Raw genomic sequence first — 17,291 nt, 5'->3', positions numbered from 1 at the left:
CCTATCAAAATCCGGCCAACAACACCTTGGCCCTTGATTTTGTGCAGTTTGCGGTGGATTGCGGGGTGCTGCGCTTTGGCGAATTCAAAACCAAGGCGGGTCGCATGAGCCCCTATTTTTTCAATGCTGGCCTGTTTGACGACGGCGCCAAGCTGGGCAGACTGGCGCAATTTTATGCGCAGCGCCTGTTGACCAGCGGCATCGAGTTCGACATGATTTTTGGTCCCGCTTACAAGGGTATCCCGCTGGGCGCGGCGCTGAGTGTAGAACTGGCCCGGCTTGGCCATAACAAACCCTTTGCCTACAACCGCAAGGAAGCCAAGGACCACGGCGAAGGCGGCACCCTGGTCGGTGCCCCCCTCAAAGGACGGGTTTTGATTGTGGACGACGTGATGTCAGCCGGAACCGCCGTGCGTGAATCGATCAGCCTGATCCAGAGCGCTGGCGCCACCGCCCATGCGGTGGTGATTGCACTGGACCGGCAGGAAAAAGCCACTGAGGCCGGCCGCGATGTTGACCACAGTGCCGTGCAATACGTCAGACAACAACTGGGCTTGCAGGTGTGTGCGATTGCCCAACTGAGCGACCTGATGCACTACCTGCAGCAGCACAGCGTGCCAGGCCTGGCAGACGCACACCAACGGGTACTGGCCTACCGGGAGCGCTACGGCGTCAATGACCTATGACACATCGACACCAGTCGCTGATGGCGGGGGTGCTGGCAAGTTTGGTCACGGTCTGGGCGACCGCCCAGACGCCGCCGCCTGCGGCCGAGATCTACACCTGCACCGATGCCAAGGGCCGCAAATTGACCTCCGACCGGCCGATCATGGAATGCCGCGACCGCGAGCAAACCATTCTCAACCCGAGTGGCACCGTCAAGTCCCGGATCGGTCCAACGCTGACCGCACAGGAACTCAGCCAGCTTGAAGCCCAGAAAAAGGCGGAACAGGCCGAAAAGGATCGCCTGAAAGAAGAAAAGCGCCGAGACCAGGCCTTGCTGATCCGCTATCCGAACCAGGCGGTGCACCAGAAGGAGCGGGCCGAGGCGCTGGCGCACATTGATCATGTCAAACAGACCGCCAGTACCCGGGTCGCAGACCTGCAGCGTGATCTCGCCACACTGTCCGACGAAATGGCTTTCTACAAGAAGGACCCACAAAAGGCACCCATCAAACTGCGCCGACAGATGGAGGAAATCAACCAGGCGTTGGCCGCCCAGGAGCGCTTCATTGCCGAACAGGACGCCGAAGCTGCCCGGGTGAACAGCCGGTTTGATGCTGAATGGGTCCGCCTGACACCCCTGTGGCGCATGGCCGCCACCACGCCGCAGTAGGGTGGCAGCAGGCTGATCAGGACGCCAGTTTCTGGCGCAACAAGTCGTTGACTTGCTGCGGGTTGGCCTTGCCCTGGCTGCCTTTCATGATCTGCCCGACCAGCGCGTTGAGTGCCTTGCTGTTGCCAGCGCGGTACTCTTCCACATTTTTCGGGTTGGCGGCCAGCACGCTGTCAACGATCTTTTCCAACGCGCCAGTGTCGTTCATCTGCTTCAAGCCCTTGGCTTCAATGATGGCATCGACTGCACTGGCGGGCTCAGCCCACAACACATCCAGCACCTGACGGGCAGCATTGTTGGAAATGGTGCCGTCCTGAATCCGGCCGATCAGTTGTGCCAGTTGCTGGGCTGACACCGGGCAGGCGCTGATGTCGGCCTCGGCTGCGTTGAGGCGGCGTGAAATCTCGCCCATGATCCAGTTACCCACCAATTTGGGCTGGCCGCAGGCTTGGGCTGCGGCTTCAAAATACGCTGCCACCTCGCGGCTTTGCGTCAACTGCGTGGCATCGTAATCCGACAGACCGTAGTCCGCCGCAAAACGCGCCGCCATCACCCGTGGCAACTCGGTCATGCTCACCCGCACCCGCTCCACCCACTCGGGGGCAATCACCAGCGGCGGCAAATCGGGGTCGGGAAAGTAGCGGTAGTCGGCCGCGTCTTCTTTGGTGCGCATGGCGCGGGTTTCACCGGTGTCGGGGTTGAACAGCACAGTGGCTTGCTGGATGGCGCGGCCATCTTCCAGCTCTTCAATCTGCCAGCGAATCTCAAAATCAATCGCCTGCTGCATGAACTTGAAGCTGTTAAGGTTCTTGATCTCACGCCGGGTGCCCAAGGGCTCACCGGGCTTGCGCACCGACACGTTGGCATCGCAGCGGAAGCTGCCTTCCTGCATGTTGCCGTCGCAAATGCCGATCCAGGTGACGATCTTGTGCAGCTCTTTGGCGTAGGCGACGGCCTCTGCGGTGGAGCGCATGTCGGGCTCGGTGACGATCTCCAGCAGCGGGGTGCCCGCGCGGTTCAGGTCAATGCCGGTCTGGCCAATGAAGTCTTCGTGCAGCGACTTGCCCGCATCTTCTTCCAGGTGGGCGCGCACCAGACGCACCGATTTCTTCTCGTCACCCAGGTAGAACTCAACCGCACCGCCCTGCACCACCGGAATCTCAAACTGGCTGATCTGGTAGCCCTTGGGCAGGTCGGGGTAAAAGTAATTCTTGCGGGCAAAAATACTGCGCGGCGCAATGTGTGAGCCCACAGCCAGGCCGAATTCAATCGCACGCTCGACCGCGCCCTTGTTCATCACCGGCAGTGTGCCGGGCAAGGCCAGGTCCACGGCGCAGGCCTGGGTGTTGGGCTCGGCACCAAACGCCGTGGCGGCGCGGCTGAAAATCTTGGACTGGGTGGAAAGCTGGGCGTGGGTCTCGAAGCCGATCACCACTTCATAACCCTGCACCAACAGGGACTTCGATGCAGGTTTTTTGTCAACAGCGGTATTCATTTTTCAATTCCTTGCGGACGGGCGGTGTGCCAGTCGGTGGCTTGCTGGAAGCGGTGCGCCACATTGAGCAGCCGGGACTCGGTCAGGTAGTTGCCAATCAGCTGCATGCCTACCGGCATGTGTTCTGCGCCAAAGCCTACCGGCACACTCATGCCAGGCAGACCGGCCAGCGAGCCTGGCAAAGTGAAGATGTCGGCCAGGTAATCGGTCAGCGGGTCGCTGTGCCCGCCCAGCTTCCAGGCCACGGTGGGGGCCACCGGCCCGGCGATCACGTCGCAGAGTTTGAAGGCCTGCTGGAAATCGTCGGCAATCATGCGACGAATTTTTTGCGCTTGCAGGTAATACGCGTCGTAGTAACCATGGCTCAGCACGTAGGTGCCGATCATGATGCGGCGCTTGACCTCGTCGCCAAACCCCTCGGCGCGAGTCTGCCGGTACATGTCACCCAGGTCGGTGTAATTTTGGGCGCGATGGCCAAACTTGACCCCGTCGAACCGGCTCAGGTTGCTGGAGGCTTCTGCCGGCGCAATGATGTAGTACACGGGAATCGACAGCTCGGTACGGGGCAGCGAAATCGGCACCAGTCTGGCACCCAGTGCCTCGTACTGCTTGAGCGCCGCCTCCACGGCGGCCCGCACGTCCGGGGCCAGGCCGTCACCAAAAAATTCCGCCGGCACACCAATGCGCAGACCGGCAATGTCGTCATTGAGTTGGCGCGTGAAGTCTTCGGCTGGTGCGTCCAGCGAAGTGGCGTCGCGGTCCGGGTCAGGTCCACACATGGCGGACAACAACAACGCGCAGTCCTGGGCGGTGCGCGCCATCGGGCCGGCCTGGTCCAGGCTGGAAGCAAACGCCACCATGCCGTAACGCGAGGCCCGGCCGTAAGTGGGCTTGATGCCAGTGACACCGCAAAACGACGCCGGCTGACGAATCGAGCCGCCAGTGTCCGTGCCGGTGGCGGCCGGAATCAGGCGCGCCGCCACCGCAGCCGCGCTGCCACCCGATGAGCCACCGGGGGTCCGGGTCGCGTCCCAGGGGTTTTTGACCGGGCCATAGGCCGAGTTTTCATTGGCCGAGCCCATGGCGAACTCGTCGCAATTGAGTTTACCCAGGGTCACCATGCCGGCCTGCGCCAGGCGACTCACCACCGTGGCGTCAAACGGCGAGCGATAGCCGGCAAGCATCTTGGAGCCGGCAGTGGTGACGAAATCGCGGGTGACAAAAATATCCTTGTGCGCCATCGGCACACCTTCGAGGGGTCCGGCGGCCCCAGCGGCCAGGCGGGCATCGGCGGCGCGGGCCTGCGCCAGCGTCACGTCTTCGGCGGTGTCCAAAAAAGCACCCAGGTCGGCGTGGGCCTTGGCGCGCACCAGAAAATGCTGGGCGGCTTCCACGGCCGACACCTTGCGTTCATGCAAATGGCTGGCCAGTTCGGCCACGGTCAGATCATGCAGATCGGTAGAGGGTTGTGTCATGGTGCGTATCGTGTGGTTATTCAATGACCTTGGGCACCAAGAACAGACCTGATTCCACCGCCGGCGCGCTGCGCTGGTTGGCCTCGCGCTGGTTGGGCTCGCTCACCACATCCTCACGCAGGCGCAACGCCACCTCCCCCATCACATCCAGCGGATGCGCCAGCGGCACGATACCAGTCGTATCGACTGCACGCATTTTTTCCACAATGCCAAAAAAATCATTGAGTTGCGAGCACAAACGAGTCTGCTCATCGGGACGCAACCCGAGCCTGGCCAGGTGCGCCAGGCGGTCAATATCAACGGGGGTCAGAGACATGGTTTTTCAATCGAAACAGGGTGTAAAACGCGGCTTTTCGGGGGCTGCCATACAAGTTATGCACAGGCCATGGGGTATTATCCCGCCTTTGGGTTATCGCCTGAAAAAACCCGCTTTCAAGGCAAAAAAACACCATTTTGATCATGTTACCGGGTGACAACGGGTCGAAGTGCCCTTGTGCCCACAAAGGATTTATTCATGTTTGGAGCATTCCGTCAGTATTTTTCGACTGACCTGGCCATTGACCTTGGCACCGCCAACACCCTGATTTACGTGCGCGACAAAGGCATTGTGCTCGACGAACCCTCGGTCGTGGCGATTCGCCACGAAGGTGGCCCACAAGGCAAAAAAACCATTCAGGCCGTCGGCAAGGAAGCCAAGGCCATGCTGGGCAAGGTGCCCGGCAACATCGAAGCCATCCGCCCGATGAAAGACGGCGTGATTGCCGACTTCACCGTCACCGAGCAAATGCTCAAACAGTTCATCAAGATGGTGCATCCGCGCTCCATTTTCCGCCCCAGCCCGCGCATCATCATTTGTGTGCCCTGCGGCTCCACCCAGGTGGAGCGCCGCGCCATCCGTGAAAGCGCCCTGGGGGCCGGTGCCAGCGATGTCTACCTGATTGAAGAACCCATGGCCGCGGCCATCGGTGCGGGCTTGCCGGTGTCGGAAGCCTCCGGCTCGATGGTGGTGGATATTGGCGGCGGCACCACCGAAGTGGGTGTGATCTCGCTGGGCGGCATGGTCTACAAAGGCAGCGTGCGCGTCGGTGGTGACCGCTTTGACGATGCCATCATCAACTACATCCGCCGCAACTACGGCATGCTCATTGGTGAACCCACGGCGGAAGCCATTAAAAAGAACATCGGCTCGGCCTTCCCGGGCAGCGAAGTACGCGAGATGGAAGTGCGCGGGCGCAACCTATCCGAAGGCGTCCCACGCAGCTTCACCATCTCCAGCAACGAGATTCTGGAAGCCCTGACCGACCCGATCAACAACATCGTCTCGGCGGTCAAAAATGCCCTGGAACAAACCCCGCCTGAACTCGGTGCCGACATCGCCGACCGCGGCATGATGCTCACCGGCGGCGGCGCCCTGCTGCGTGATCTGGATCGCCTGCTGGCCGAAGAAACCGGCCTGCCCGTGCTGGTGGCCGAAGACCCACTGACCTGCGTGGTGCGTGGCTGCGGCATCGCGCTGGACCAGATGGAACGCCTGGGCTCCATTTTCACCAGCGAATAAGCGGCGGAGTCAGCGATGCCGCTGGGTACGCTGGACAGGACACCACCCCCCTTTTTCCGACAGGGGCCTTCTGCCCTGTCCAAACTGGTGTTTTTTGGGGTATTGGCGGTGTTGTTGATGGTGACGGACACACGGTTTGCTGTGACCCAGCCGCTACGCGCCGCTGTGGCCACACTGCTCTACCCGCTGCAATGGGCGGTGTTACGACCCGTTATCTGGTTACAGGACGGGGGCCGCTATTTCTCCGCCCTGACCACGTCCCAGGCCAACGAAGCAGCGGCCCAGTACCGCCTAGGTCTGCAATCGCAGCGCGCCCAGCAAGTCGAGCAACTCAGCCTGGAAAACGCCCGCCTGCGCAAGCTGTTGGCCCTGCGCGAGCGGCTCAACACCCCGGCCTTGGCCGCCCAGGTCCTGTACGATGCCGCGGACCCGTTCACCCGCAAGGTCATCATTGACAAAGGCGCCCTGGCCGCCGTGCAGCCCGGCTCACCCGTGCTGGACGAAGCCGGCGTCCTGGGACAGGTCACCCGGGTCTACCCGCTGGTCAGCGAGGTCACCCTGGTGACCGACCGCAACCAGGCCATTCCGGTACTCAACACCCGCACCGGGGTGCGGGCCCTGGCTTTTGGTGATCCGGCCGTCCCGGCTGGCGCGCTGGAGCTGCGCTTCATGGATGCCAACGTGGACATGCAGGCCGGCGACCTGCTCAGCACCAGCGGGATTGACGGGGTCTATCCGCCCGGGCTGCAGGTCGGGCGCGTCAGCGGCATCGAGCGACGCGCCGACTCTGCTTTTGCCCGCATCCGTTGCCAACCGGTTGCCGGTGTCGGCAACAGCCTGCATGTGCTGGTGCTGCAGCCCCTGGCCGGACAGATTGAGCCCAGGCCCGCCCCCCCGGCACCCACGGTGCCCAACAAAGCCGGAGGCAAACCATGATCATGCCGCGTGGCCAGCAGTTGCTGCTGCCGGCCAGACCCGTGTTCATCTGGTCCAGCCTGATGGCCGCGCTGGCGCTGAACATGTTGCAAAACATGGCTTTGTGGGGCCGCGCCGCCTGGCTGCCCGACATGCTGGCCGTGGTGCTGGTGTTCTGGGTCACCCATCAGCCCCAACGCATCGGGGTCGGCACCGCCTTTGCACTGGGCCTGGCGATGGACATCCACCAAAGTGCCTTGCTGGGCCAGCATGCACTGGCCTACACCGCCCTGAGTTTTCTGGCCAATATCATGCACCGCCGGCTGTTGTGGTTCACCGTGCCCAATCAAACCGTGCAGGTGTTGCCCCTGTTTTTGCTGGCACACGCCCTGACACTGGTGGTGCGGCTGCTTGCCGGGGGCGTCTTTCCCTCCTGGTCGATTGTGCTGGCCCCTTTCATTGAAGCCCTGTTGTGGCCCCTGGTGAGTGTGCTGCTGCTGCTGCCCCAACGGCAGGCCCCGGACCCGGATGCCAACCGCCCGCTTTGAGGTGACATGACCGTCATTCGCAACGTTCAGGCGGAACTGTCACGCTTTCGGCTCCGGATTCTGGTGGCCAGCGTCCTGGTGCTGGTGTGTTTTGGCCTGGTCGCCGCACGCCTGGTCTACCTGCAAGTGGTGCGCCACGATGACCTGCGTGCCCAAGCAGAAAACAACCGCACCGCCATCGTGCCGATCGTGCCCAACCGGGGTTTGATCCTGGACCGCAATGGTGTCGTGCTGGCAAGCAACTACTCAGCCTACACGCTGGAGATCACCCCTTCCAAAGTCGCCAACCTGGAACAGACGATCCAAGAACTGTCGCAAGTGCTGGAAATCACCCCGCGTGATCGCCGTCACTTCAAAAAGCTGCAGGAGGAGGCCAAAAGTTTCGAGTCCCTGCCGCTGCGCAGCCGCCTCAGCGATGCCGAGGTGGCCCGCTTCGCCACCCAGCGCTACCGTTTTCCCGGTGTCGACATCAAGGCACGGCTGTTTCGCAACTACCCTTATGGCGAGCTGGCCAGTCACGTGATTGGCTACATCGGGCGCATCAATGCCGCGGAAAAGGAAGCGCTTGAAGAGTCCGAAGACCCGGCCAACTACCGCGGCACCGAATACATCGGCAAGCTCGGCGTTGAACAAAGTTTTGAAGCCCAACTGCACGGTATCACCGGTGTGGATGCCGTGGAAACCTCGGCGGGCGGCCGGGCCACCCGCCGCCTGGCCAGCCAGAGCGCCACCCCGGGGGACACCATCAAACTGTCGATTGACATCAAGCTGCAAAAACTGATCGAGGACATGTACGGTGAACGCCGCGGTGCCCTGGTGGCGCTGGACCCCAAGACCGGTGAGGTGCTGGCCTTTGTCAGCAAACCCACGTTTGACCCCAATTTGTTCGTCGACGGTATTGACCAGGAAAACTGGCAGTTGCTCAACGAATCCATCGACAAACCCCTGCTCAACCGCGCCCTGCGCGGCACCTACCCGCCGGGGTCGACCTACAAGCCGTTCATGGCGCTGGCGGCACTAACCACCGGCACGCGCTCGGCCAGCACCTTGATCAACGACCCTGGCTTCTACATGTTCGGTGGCCACCGCTTTGGCAGCCCCGAAAACGAGAAAGGCGGCATCATGGACATGCGCCGCGCCATTGTCGAATCCAGCAACGCCTACTTTTACTCACTGGCCAACGAGATGGGCGTGGATGCCATGCACGACTTCATGAAACCACTGGGTTTTGGCCAGATCACCGGCATCGACATCCATGGCGAAGTGCGCGGCGTGTTGCCCAGCCAAACGTGGAAACGCGGCTATTTCAAACGGCCGGAACAGCAGAAATGGTACGCTGGTGAAACCATCTCCCTGGGCATCGGACAGGGATACAACAGTTTCACCATGCTGCAGCTGGCCCAAGCCACGGCCACCCTGGCCAACAATGGCGTCAAGCACAAACCCCACCTGGTGATCGCCACCCAGGAGGCCGGCAGCCGGGTCAGCAAACCCATGCCGGCGTCCCCGCCCGAGGATCTGGGCTTCAAGCCCGAGCACGTGGATGTCATCCGTCAGGCCATGATCGGCGTGACGCAGGGCGGCACCTCAACCCGGGTATTTGCTGGCGCCGGCTACCTTAGCGGCGGCAAGACGGGCACCGCCCAGGCGGTCTCCCTGGGCAAGAATGAAAAATACAACGCCGCCAGAATGGCCGAACGCCAACGCGACCATTCGCTCTACATCGCCTTTGCCCCCGCCGAAGACCCCAAGATTGCGCTGGCAGTGATTGTCGAAAACGCCGGTTTTGGGTCGGCGTCTGCCGCACCGATTGCCCGGCGCGCCTTTGACTACTGGCTGCTGGGCCAATACCCCAGCGCGGAAGACCTGGCCGCCGTCAGCCAGGGGCAGGCCACCGCCCCCATGGGCAAAACGCGTCTGGCAGCCGACATCCCCTGGCCAGCCGCGGGGGCGACAGCGGCGGCCTCAAAACCGGTCAGCGCCAACCCGCTGGCATCTGCCGCCAGCGCCCCGGCCAGCAGCCTCACGCGCAGGTGACACGGTCACGCCCGGTTTGTTTGGACTGGTACAGCGCCGCATCGGCCCGCGCGATCAAGCTTTGCGCATCGTCACCAGGCTGCATCTGCGCGACACCGCCCGAAACAGTGACGGTCAACACCACCGACTGGGTCCGCCGGTCACGGATTTTCAACGCCTGTGTCCGCGTTCGCGCCAGTTCGGCCAGCATGAAGGCCTCCTGTGGCTGGCTGTCGGGCAGCATCAGCACAAACTCCTCACCCCCGTAACGCGCGACGCTGACGTCCGAACCAGGTGGCACACAATTCTTCAGAACTTCCCCCACGGCCTGCAACACCCGGTCACCCATGACATGGCCATGGGTGTCATTGACTTGTTTGAAATGGTCAATATCGAGCATGATCAGACTGTGACTATGGCCGGTTTGAGGTGCACGCTCCAGCATGTCTGCCAGCTTCTGGTCAAACCCCTTGCGGTTGAGCACCTGGGTCAAGGCATCCACCAGTGACTCATCGCGCACCCGGGTCAGCTCTTTGTGCAGGCGTTCGATTTCAGACTGACTGCCCTTGACTTCGGTCTCCAGCGATTGAACCGAACTGCGCATCCGGGCCGTGCCCGCCACCGCCTGGCTGAACGACGGCGACAGCAGTTTGTCATTCACTGCCTGCAAATCGGTCACCAGGGTTTCAAGCTGGGCGCCAAATTCACCGGCATCATCACCAGTGCGGGCCGCTGCCGCCGCCATGGTGGCCATGACCCGCTGCAACTCGCCACCAATCCGGTGCATGGCCTGCGGGTCCACATCCGCCACATGCATCTGGTAAAGCTCGCGCAAATCGGCATCGGACAGCCGGGGTTTGACCTTGAGCAGCTGGTCCAGTGCCTGGTTCAGGCCAGCATTCACACCAGCGGCATACTCATACCAGACGGTGTAGGTCAACGGGTTGAACGCTGCGTCATGCTGGCCCATCCGCGCCAGAACGATGCGCAGCAACTCAGCGCTTTGTTCTTTTGACTGGGGATACCGCAAGGTCAGCTTTCAGGAGAAGAACGAGTCCGATCGAGACCGCATCATACCGTTTTAGCGCCCAAAAGCATCAAAACTGGTCTTCAGGATCAGCGCACTCACCACCAGCAAAAACACCCCGCGCACAAACCCGGTGCCATGCTTGAGGGCCAAGCGGGTCCCCAACAAGCTGCCCAGCACGTTGGCCAGCGCCATCACCACCACGAAGTGCCACCAGATATGCCCCTTGGCAATGAACAGCGCCAGCGCCGAGACATTGGTGGCGGTGTTGACCAGCTTGGCCGCTGCCGAGGCACTCAGAAAATCGTAACCCAGCAGCCGTACGAACAAAAACACCAAAAAGCTCCCGGTGCCCGGACCAAAAAAACCGTCGTAAAAGCCGATCACCAGGCCGACCCCCGCTGCCAGCCACTGCTCCTGCCGACCCGAATAACGCGGCGCATGGGTGCGCCCCAGCTCCTTCTTGGCCAGGGTATAGAGCAGCACCGCCAACAACACAAAAGGCAGCACCTTGCGCAAAAAATCGGGCGCGATCACCGTGACCAGCCAAGCGCCGGCCAGCGAGGCCAGCAGCCCCGCCAGCGCCGCCGGCCACAGGGCGGTCCAGCGCATCTGCACCCGGTGGCTGTACTGCCAGGTAGCAAACGCCGTGCCCCAGACCGATGCCCCCTTGTTGGTGCCAAACAGCGTGGCCGGATGCGCCGTGGGGAAGGTGGCCAGCAAGGCCGGCACCAGAATCAGGCCACCGCCACCCACGATGGCATCCACAAAACCAGCAAACAGGCTGGCCAACGAAACAATCAATAATTCCATGCCGGGATTGTCGCATTCAGCGCCACGCCAAAAAGCTACAAATTTAATAGCTTAAGATGCTTATTTAACGTGGGCTAGAGGCCAATTTTGCTTGTGAATAAAAAAAGGCACCGGGTTCACCGATGCCTTTTTCTTTTTGTCTTATTGTGATTGACCACGATGGGTCGATCTCCTGGGGCCTTTCGTTTTGCCCCGGCTTCTGACCGGTGCAGACGATGACCAGACTGTAGGCCCTGCACCGGCCTGCCACCATCCGGAAATACCCTTTGGGTGTTTACCCTTGACCTTGTGCTGCATCCTCCACGATCCAGCGGGCCGCCTTCTCGGCAACCATCAATGTGGGGGAATTGGTGTTGCCGCTGGTGATCAAGGGCATCACCCCTGCATCCACCACACGCAGACCCGCCACGCCATACACACGCAGGCGGGCGTCCACCACCGCCATCGGGTCATCCGGCCGGCCCATCTTGGTGGTGCCGACCGGGTGGAAGATGGTGGTGGCGATGTCACCGGCCAGCCGCGCCAGGTCTTCATCCGACTGGAACTGCACTCCCGGCTTGACCTCCTGCGGCTGGTACCTGGCCAGTGCCGATTGCCCGACGATGGTACGCGTCAGACGCAGCGAGTCAGCCGCCACCTTGCAGTCTGCCGCCGTGCTCAGGTAATTGGGCGCAATGGCCGGCGCCGCCGCAAAGTCTGCCGACTTGATCTGCACACTGCCGCGGCTGGTGGGGTTGAGGTTGCAGACGCTGGCAGTGAACGCATTGAACGCATGCAGCGGCTCGCCAAACGCCTCCAGGCTCAGGGGCTGCACATGGTATTCAATATTGGGGTAGGGCTGGGCCGGGTCACTGCGGGTGAACGCCCCGAGCTGACTGGGCGCCATGCTCATCGGGCCGCTGCGCTTGAAGGCGTATTCCAGCCCGATCCTGGCCTTGTCCCACAACGACTGGACCATGGTGTTGAGGGTCTTGACCCCCTGCACCTGATAGACCGAACGAATTTGCAAGTGATCCTGCAAATTGGCGCCCACGCCGGGCGCATCGCGCCGCACGGTGATGCCGTGGCGCTGCAACAGTGCCCCCGGGCCGATGCCCGACAACTGCAGGATCTGCGGCGAGCCAATGCTGCCCGCGCTCAGGATCACCTCAGCGCGCGCGCTGGCGACCACCAGCTCCTGCCCCGACCAGACCTGCACACCGGTACAGCGCAAACCGCCGTCGGCCTGCGTCTCAAGCTGCAGCCCGGCCACCTGAGCCGACGTCCACAGCTCAAAATTGGGCCGGCCATAACAGGCCGGGCGCAGGAAGGCCTTGGCCGTGTTCCAGCGCCAGCCGTCCTTCTGGTTGACCTCGAAATAGCCAACCCCTTCGTTGTCGCCCCGGTTGAAATCGTCCGTGGCTGGAATGCCCGCCTGCTGCGCCGCCTGGGCAAACGCGTCCAGCACATCCCAGCGCAGGCGCTGCTTGTCCACCCGCCACTCGCCACCGGCCTGATGGTGGCGCAGCACCTTGCCATAGTCAGTGGTGTCATTGAGCAACAACGGGGACGCCACGCTCCGGTTGCCATGCCAAGCGTCCGCGCCCTTGTGATGGTTTTCATGCAGCTTGAAATACGGCAGCACCTCGTCCCAGCGCCAGGCGTCGTCACCGGTGAGCTGAGCCCACTGGTCATAGTCGCGCGCCTGGCCACGCATGTAGATCATGCCGTTGATGCTGCTGCAGCCGCCCAGCACCTTGCCGCGCGGGTAACGCAGGCTGCGGCCATTCAGGCCGGCTTCGGCCTCGGTCTGGTACAACCAGTCGGTGCGCGGGTTGCCGATGCAATACAGATACCCCACCGGGATATGGACCCAGTGGTAATCGTCCCGGCGCCCCGCCTCGATCAACAACACCCGCTTGGAGGCATTGGCGCTGAGCCGGTTGGCCAGCAGGCAACCGGCGGTGCCGGCCCCCACAATGATGTAATCAAAGGTGGTACTCATGTGCTGAAAACTCTCAAAAAGCCCGGGCCGGAACAGGTGTGGCGCGACGCCCGGGCATTTTGCCCCATCACGGGGGCAGCATTGGCGCACCGGAATGCCGTTACGATGCGCACCTCGACCCGAAGCAACCATGCCCGACACCGCCCCCGCACCGACCCTGACCCTGCAAACCCGCGCCGACGGCCACACCGTGACGCTGGACGGCTGCTGGCGGGCGGCGCGGCTGGCCGAGCCGGCCAACTGGCAGGCCATCACCAGGACACTGGCGCAGTGCACGCGCAACGGCCCCTGCACCTGGGATTTGCGTGCGGTGCAACGTCTCGACCACACCGGCGCACAACTGCTCTGGAATGCCTGGGGCCGTCAATGGCCGGCCCAGCTTGAGCTGGCAGCTGGACAACATGCCATGCTGGAACGGGTGGCACGCTTCACCACCCCCCCACCCAAACCGCCACGCCTGAGTCTGCTGACCCTGTTTTTGAAACTGGGGGAAGCCGTCTGGTTTGTCATCGACCATGCCAAAGGCATGCTGCGCCTGCTGGGGCAACTGCTGCTGGACAGCCTGCGCCTGGTCAGGGCGCCGCGCCGCGGTCCCTGGCGCGATGTGTCAGGCAACCTGTACCACATCGGTGCCACGGCGCTGCCGATCACCGCACTGGTGGGCTTCATGATCGGCATCGTGCTGGCCTACCTGATGTCGCGCCAGCTGCGCCAGTTTGGCGCGGACACTTTCATCGTCAACATCCTGGGCATCGCGCTGATCCGCGAACTCGGCCCGATGCTGGCCGCCATCCTGATCGCCGGGCGCTCTGGCTCGGCCATCACCGCGCAGATCGGCGTGATGCGCGTGACCGAAGAACTTGACGCCATGCGGGTCATGGGCATTGCCAAGGGCTACCGGCTGGTGCTGCCACGCGCCATCGCCATGGCGCTGGCCATGCCACTGATCTCCATCTGGACCACCGCCGCCTCCATGCTCGGCGGCATCCTCGCCGCCGACCTGGTGCTGGGCGTGACGCCAGCCTATTTTTTTGCCACCCTGCCCGACGCCGTGGCCATTGGCAACCTGTGGCTGGCGCTGGGCAAATCGGTGGTGTTTGGCCTGCTGATTGCGCTGATTGGCTGCCACTACGGCCTGCGCGTCAAACCCAACACCGAAAGCCTGGGCCAGGGCACCACCGCCTCGGTGGTCACCAGCATCACCATTGTGCTGCTGGTGGACGCGCTGTTTGCCGTGCTGTTCAAGAACGTCGGCATATGAGTCAACCGGTCGTCCAGATCAGCCAACTGTGGTCGGTGTTTCGCAGCGCCGGACGCGACGCCGTGGTCCACCAGGACCTGGACCTGACCATTGAGCAGGGCGAAATGTTGTCGATCGTGGGTGGCTCGGGCAGCGGCAAAACCGTGCTGCTGCGCCAGATTCTGGGGCTGGCGGTGCCCAGCCGCGGCAGTGTCACCGTGCTGGGTGAGCCCGCCGCGCAGCTCGGGCGTGAAGGCGCGGCCAGCCGTGTGGGCATGCTGTTCCAGCACGGCGCGCTGTTTTCCGCCTTCAGCGTGCTCGACAACATTGCCTTTGCGCTGCGCGAACTCCACACCCTGCCGGCTGACCTGATCCACGACGTGGCCATGGTCAAGCTGCAGATGGTCGGGCTTGACCCCTCGGCCGCCCACAAAATGCCGGCCGACCTGTCCGGCGGCATGATCAAGCGGGTGGCACTGGCACGTGCCCTCATCATGGACCCGCCGCTGCTGCTGCTGGACGAACCCACCGCCGGGCTGGACCCCGGCAGCGCCGACGAGTTCTGCGCGCTGCTCAAATCCCTGCACCAGGAACTGGGCCTGACGGTGGTGATGGTGACCCATGACCTCGACACCCTGCTGGAGCTGTCCACCCGCATCGCCGTGGTGGCTGACCGCCACATCATTGCCGCGGGCAGCGCTGCCCAGGTGATGGCGCAGCCGCACCCGTTCATCAAGGAATTTTTCCTGGGTGAACGTGGCCTGCGCGCCAGCGCCCTGTTGCATACCAGCCCCAAAGCAGGTTAAAAACCCGTCAACCCACACGCCTTATGGAAAACAAATCTCACGCACTGGCCGCCGGTCTGTTTGTGCTGCTGCTCACCGCCATGCTGATCGCCACCGCCGTCTGGCTGACACGCGACACCCGCGCCATGCGCGAATATGAACTCAGCGGCGCCATCAACGTCTCCGGCCTGCAGCCCCAGGCCAACGTGCGTTACCGTGGTGTGGTGGTCGGCAAGGTCATCGCCATCCGACTCGACCCGCAGGCCAGGAGCCAGGTGCTGGTCCGTATCGCCGTGGACGAACAAGCCCCCATCACCACCACCACCGTTGCCACACTGGGCGTGCAAGGCGTCACCGGACTGGCCTTCATCGCCTTGGACGACAACACCAGCACCAGCCCCCCGCTGCCGGCCAATGGCGAACAGGCCAGGCGCATCCCGCTGCAAGCCGGCCTGATGGGACGGCTGACCGAACAGGGTGAACGCCTGCTGGGCCAGTTGGAGCAGTCCAGCCAGCGCTTCAACCAGCTGCTGGCCCCGCAAAACCAGCAAACCCTCATGACCGCCGTGGACAAACTTGGCCAGGCCGCCAGTGACCTGCAGCAACTCTCGGTCCAGGTGCGCCAGACCTGGCCCGAGCTGGCGCAGTCCGGCCGCGAAACACTGGCCGCGCTGAAAACCACCTCTGCCCGCGTCGGCACCAGTGCCGATGAGGCGCGCGCCTCGGCCCGCGCCTTCCGGCTGGTGACCGAACGCATGTACGCCCCCGGCGGCACGCTGGACCAGCTCGACCACGGCGCCGACATTCTGGTCACCAGCGGCCAGACCCTGCGCATCAGCACCCTGCCGCGCGTCAATCAGGCGCTGACCGAAGTCGCCCGCGCCACCCACCAGATCGGCGCCCTGACCCAGACCCTGAGCGACAACCCACAAGCCCTGTTGCTGGGCAGTCCCACCGCGCCGCCCGGCCCGGGTGAGCCTGGGTTTGTTGCGCCCGCGGCACCAGCACACTGATGCCAGCACAGCCAATCTACACCACCACCGCACCGACGCACCCCGGAAAATACTATGAAATATATAGCTACAAGTGATTATTTCACGCGGGCTAGAGGCCTATTCCTTCTATGTTTATTGGGCCTCACCGGCTGCGCACTGCCCCGCCCCGCCAGCACCCCGGTGGTCTACGACTTTGGCCCCGGCGCACAGCAAAGCGCGCCGGCCAACCACGCGCTCGCGCTGCCGCCGCTGGAAATCAGCACACTGCAGGCCAGCGTCGCCCTCAACAGCACGGCGGTGCTGTACCGTCTGGCGTATGCCGATGCCCAGCAGCTCAAACCCTACACGCTGGCACGCTGGAGCATGGCCCCCGGGCAGCTCATCAGCCAGCGCCTGCGTGAACAACTCAGCCAACGCCGCGCCATCGTGTCACCAGGGGACATCATCCGCGCCGGACGTGTGCGAACAGCTGCAGCATCACCGGCCACCCAGCCCGAATCCCTGCTGAACCTGCGGCTCGAACTCGACGAATTCAGCCAGCTCTTTGCCAGCCCCGACCAAAGCAGTGGCCTGCTGCGTCTGCGCGCCACCCTGATGCAGCGCAACACCACCGGCGACACCCTGCTGGCCCAGCGCAGCTTTGTGGTGCAACAACCCGCCCCCAGCCCCGACGCCAGCGGCGGCGTCCGCGCCCTGGCCGCCGCGACGGATCAGGTGATTGGGGAGATCGAGACCTGGCTGGAGCAGGTGGGGCGGTAGGCAGATGCGGGCTGGCGAGGAACTGGTCAACCAGCCGGGATTCACCAAGGCAGGGTATCGAAAAATCTTTCGTGCGCTCGACTTTTGCGTGAGCGCACTTCGCCATCACTCGGGCTATTCCCGCTCACGCAGAGAGCTTTTGTGCCTCCAGCCCGGAAAGAATCTGCCTCAGTAGCTATACATTTAATAGCAATTTTCAGGCCGGGCTGGGCCGGCCGGCCAGCGGTCATGGCGCTATCGGGCCGCCATGCCCCGCACCACCGGCAGACCGGCCTTGACCCAGGCGTTCATGCCGCCCTGGACGTTGACGGCGCCGGTGAAACCGGCTTTTTCGAGGATCTTGTA

At 63.1% G+C, this 17,291-nt stretch carries 16 protein-coding genes; 10 read left to right on the top strand and 6 right to left on the bottom strand.

Annotated elements, in window-relative coordinates:
- Positions 1 to 26 precede the first annotated feature (26 nt).
- Together pyrE and PHW99_RS14445 are read left to right on the top strand one after the other, a co-directional pair.
- The gene (gene pyrE / locus PHW99_RS14450; RefSeq protein WP_300178942.1) at positions 27 to 686 is read left to right on the top strand and encodes an orotate phosphoribosyltransferase; all 660 of its coding nucleotides are present in this window, start codon (positions 27 to 29) and stop codon (positions 684 to 686) included.
- Complete coding sequence (locus tag PHW99_RS14445) at positions 683 to 1,336, top strand: DUF4124 domain-containing protein (RefSeq protein WP_300178940.1); 654 nt, start codon at positions 683 to 685, stop codon at positions 1,334 to 1,336. The genes pyrE and PHW99_RS14445 overlap by 4 nt, the downstream gene beginning before the upstream one ends.
- Before the next feature lie 16 nt (positions 1,337 to 1,352).
- Here the strand turns inward: PHW99_RS14445 and gatB are convergent, their stop codons facing one another.
- From gatB to gatC, 3 genes are read right to left on the bottom strand one after another with little or no spacing between them, the layout of a single operon-like run.
- Positions 1,353 to 2,831 (bottom strand): Asp-tRNA(Asn)/Glu-tRNA(Gln) amidotransferase subunit GatB, encoded by a 1,479-nt coding sequence (gene gatB / locus PHW99_RS14440; protein WP_300178937.1) that lies wholly within the window; start codon positions 2,829 to 2,831, stop codon positions 1,353 to 1,355.
- Positions 2,828 to 4,306, bottom strand: a complete 1,479-nt coding sequence (gene gatA / locus PHW99_RS14435) for an Asp-tRNA(Asn)/Glu-tRNA(Gln) amidotransferase subunit GatA (protein ID WP_300178934.1) — start codon at positions 4,304 to 4,306, stop codon at positions 2,828 to 2,830. Before gatA ends, gatB begins: the two co-directional genes overlap by 4 nt.
- A gap of 16 nt (positions 4,307 to 4,322) precedes the next feature.
- The gene (gatC, locus tag PHW99_RS14430; RefSeq protein WP_300178931.1) at positions 4,323 to 4,622 is read right to left on the bottom strand and encodes an Asp-tRNA(Asn)/Glu-tRNA(Gln) amidotransferase subunit GatC; all 300 of its coding nucleotides are present in this window, start codon (positions 4,620 to 4,622) and stop codon (positions 4,323 to 4,325) included.
- 198 nt (positions 4,623 to 4,820) lie between these two features.
- On the opposite strand from gatC, the gene PHW99_RS14425 reads away from it, so the two are divergent.
- Genes PHW99_RS14425 through mrdA form a run of 4 tightly spaced genes read left to right on the top strand, consistent with a single transcriptional unit; the run spans position 4,821 to position 9,364 of the window.
- The gene (locus PHW99_RS14425) at positions 4,821 to 5,864 is read left to right on the top strand and encodes a rod shape-determining protein (protein WP_300178928.1); all 1,044 of its coding nucleotides are present in this window, start codon (positions 4,821 to 4,823) and stop codon (positions 5,862 to 5,864) included.
- A gap of 15 nt (positions 5,865 to 5,879) precedes the next feature.
- Positions 5,880 to 6,800 carry a rod shape-determining protein MreC gene (gene mreC / locus PHW99_RS14420; protein ID WP_300178925.1) on the top strand — a complete coding sequence of 307 codons (921 nt, stop codon included), beginning with the start codon at positions 5,880 to 5,882 and terminating at the stop codon, positions 6,798 to 6,800.
- On the top strand, positions 6,797 to 7,327 hold the full coding sequence (gene mreD, locus PHW99_RS14415) for a rod shape-determining protein MreD (RefSeq protein WP_300178922.1): 531 nt from the start codon (positions 6,797 to 6,799) through the stop codon (positions 7,325 to 7,327). The genes mreC and mreD overlap by 4 nt, the downstream gene beginning before the upstream one ends.
- 6 nt (positions 7,328 to 7,333) lie before the next feature.
- A complete protein-coding gene (gene mrdA / locus PHW99_RS14410) occupies positions 7,334 to 9,364 on the top strand; it encodes a penicillin-binding protein 2 (RefSeq protein ID WP_300178919.1) in 2,031 nt (676 codons plus the stop codon).
- Here mrdA and PHW99_RS14405 read toward each other — a convergent pair.
- The 3 genes from PHW99_RS14405 to PHW99_RS14395 all read right to left on the bottom strand — a co-directional run bounded on the left by PHW99_RS14405 (position 9,351) and on the right by PHW99_RS14395 (position 13,167).
- The gene (locus PHW99_RS14405; protein ID WP_300178916.1) at positions 9,351 to 10,337 is read right to left on the bottom strand and encodes a GGDEF domain-containing protein; all 987 of its coding nucleotides are present in this window, start codon (positions 10,335 to 10,337) and stop codon (positions 9,351 to 9,353) included. The two genes, mrdA and PHW99_RS14405, sit on opposite strands and share 14 nt — an antisense overlap.
- Positions 10,338 to 10,424: 87 nt before the next feature.
- Positions 10,425 to 11,183, bottom strand: a complete 759-nt coding sequence (locus tag PHW99_RS14400; protein ID WP_300178913.1) for a TSUP family transporter — start codon at positions 11,181 to 11,183, stop codon at positions 10,425 to 10,427.
- A gap of 274 nt (positions 11,184 to 11,457) precedes the next feature.
- On the bottom strand, positions 11,458 to 13,167 hold the full coding sequence (locus tag PHW99_RS14395; protein WP_300178910.1) for a GMC family oxidoreductase N-terminal domain-containing protein: 1,710 nt from the start codon (positions 13,165 to 13,167) through the stop codon (positions 11,458 to 11,460).
- A gap of 130 nt (positions 13,168 to 13,297) precedes the next feature.
- Between PHW99_RS14395 and PHW99_RS14390 the strand changes: the two genes are divergently transcribed.
- Genes PHW99_RS14390 through PHW99_RS14375 form a run of 4 tightly spaced genes read left to right on the top strand, consistent with a single transcriptional unit; the run spans position 13,298 to position 16,946 of the window.
- Positions 13,298 to 14,428 (top strand): ABC transporter permease, encoded by a 1,131-nt coding sequence (locus tag PHW99_RS14390; RefSeq protein ID WP_300178907.1) that lies wholly within the window; start codon positions 13,298 to 13,300, stop codon positions 14,426 to 14,428.
- Positions 14,425 to 15,213, top strand: a complete 789-nt coding sequence (locus PHW99_RS14385; RefSeq protein ID WP_300178904.1) for an ATP-binding cassette domain-containing protein — start codon at positions 14,425 to 14,427, stop codon at positions 15,211 to 15,213. Before PHW99_RS14390 ends, PHW99_RS14385 begins: the two co-directional genes overlap by 4 nt.
- A gap of 23 nt (positions 15,214 to 15,236) precedes the next feature.
- Positions 15,237 to 16,205, top strand: a complete 969-nt coding sequence (locus PHW99_RS14380; protein WP_300178901.1) for an MlaD family protein — start codon at positions 15,237 to 15,239, stop codon at positions 16,203 to 16,205.
- Positions 16,206 to 16,259: 54 nt separating this feature from the next.
- On the top strand, positions 16,260 to 16,946 hold the full coding sequence (locus PHW99_RS14375) for an ABC-type transport auxiliary lipoprotein family protein (protein ID WP_300178898.1): 687 nt from the start codon (positions 16,260 to 16,262) through the stop codon (positions 16,944 to 16,946).
- Positions 16,947 to 17,291: the final 345 nt, after the last annotated feature.

Origin of the sequence: Rhodoferax sp., from assembly GCF_028689305.1 — a bacterium.
Classification (GTDB): Bacteria; Pseudomonadota; Gammaproteobacteria; order Burkholderiales; family Burkholderiaceae_C; genus Rhodoferax.
The sequence above is the reverse complement of the archived record's forward strand: the minus strand, read 5'-3'. Positions and strand labels throughout refer to the sequence as shown.